Source organism: Bartonella sp. AD328YNZD (genome assembly GCF_042196425.1).
Genome location: NZ_JBHIQG010000555.1, coordinates 1 through 1,120, shown reverse-complemented (window position 1 = coordinate 1,120; position 1,120 = coordinate 1). Strand labels below are relative to the sequence as shown.

At 36.8% G+C, this 1,120-nt stretch carries 1 protein-coding gene and 1 pseudogene; both read left to right on the top strand.

Annotated elements, in window-relative coordinates; all coding sequences use genetic code 11:
• Positions 1-512: 512 nt before the first annotated feature.
• Positions 513-914: a succinate dehydrogenase, cytochrome b556 subunit gene (sdhC, locus tag ACFIO3_RS13620; RefSeq protein ID WP_375608472.1), complete on the top strand. Its 402-nt coding sequence runs from the start codon at positions 513-515 to the stop codon at positions 912-914.
• An 18-nt stretch (positions 915-932) separates the two neighbouring features.
• A pseudogene (locus ACFIO3_RS13615) lies at positions 933-1,120 on the top strand (succinate dehydrogenase, hydrophobic membrane anchor protein); the annotation flags it as partial.

Below are 1,120 nucleotides of genomic sequence, written 5' to 3'. Positions count from 1 at the left end.
GTACAGATGTTGAAAAGCAAGTTTCTGAGTAAAGATTATATCGGCTAAACTTTATGCAAAAGCGGCTTTTATGCCGCCTATTTGTGTCTTTCGTGATTCGTTTTGTCATTTAAAAGACTGTGAAGAGACATAAAAATGTTTAATCTATCAAATTTTTTGTCTCTTTTTATTCTTAAATAATGGATCAAATTTAGAATATCATTGTACGTATCGTGAACACTCAAAAGTATAATGATAGTTTAAAAAAATGTCTGTTTATATTTGAGAAAAGATGTTAGACCTTTGACGTGAAGATAAAATTGTATTAGATTAAGGCAAGTTTTGCGGAGTATATCCGTTGAGTAATCGGTTTTTTTTATGCGTGACCTTTAATCCGTTATTTGAGACAACCGACCTGTAATATTGGTATTTGAGATGCCAAACAAGTAAAAGCGAGATAATATATATTTAGTCGTTTTATGCGGGCTTTCTCGTTCGTTGCGGTTGCAGTAAAAACCAGGTCAGGATATTTTATGACAGAGACAACTAGGATAAAAGAGCGCCCTCGTTCCCCTCATATAAGTATTTATCGTTGGATAATTACTATGGCCATGTCTATTGCGCATCGCGTTACAGGTATGGCTCTTTATGTTGGAATGGTCTTTCTTGCTGTTTGGTTAATTGCTATTGCATGTGGGGAGGAGGCATTCAAAACAGTTCATGAGATTTATAGTTCTTGGTTTGGATTGTGTATCTTGTTTCTTTATACTTTGGCAGGGATTCATCACATGGTTGGTGGTGTGCGACACATTGTGTGGGATGTGATGCCTTGCCTCCTAGCAAAAGAAAAGGCAACAGTCACTGCTTGGGTAACAGTGTTTATTTCTCTTATTATTACTTTTATAATTTGGATTATTGGATATACCGTTGTTTAGCTGGGGGTGAAAAGAGAGATGAAAAAAGATTTTCGAACGGAACTTGGAAAAGTACGGGGGCATGGGAGTGCTCATGAAGGAACAGAGCATTTTTGGCTACAGCGTTTGACAGGGGTTATCAATCTACCGCTTTTGATATTTTTTATTGTTCTTATTCTTTCGCTTGTGGGCAAGGATTATAGTATTGTGCGTGCACGGCTTGCACA

Bases quoted from the DNA above. Each gene is read 5' to 3' on its own strand.
- sdhC (WP_375608472.1), top strand. From the start codon at position 513: ATGACAGAGACAACTAGGATAAAAGAGCGCCCTCGTTCCCCTCATATA.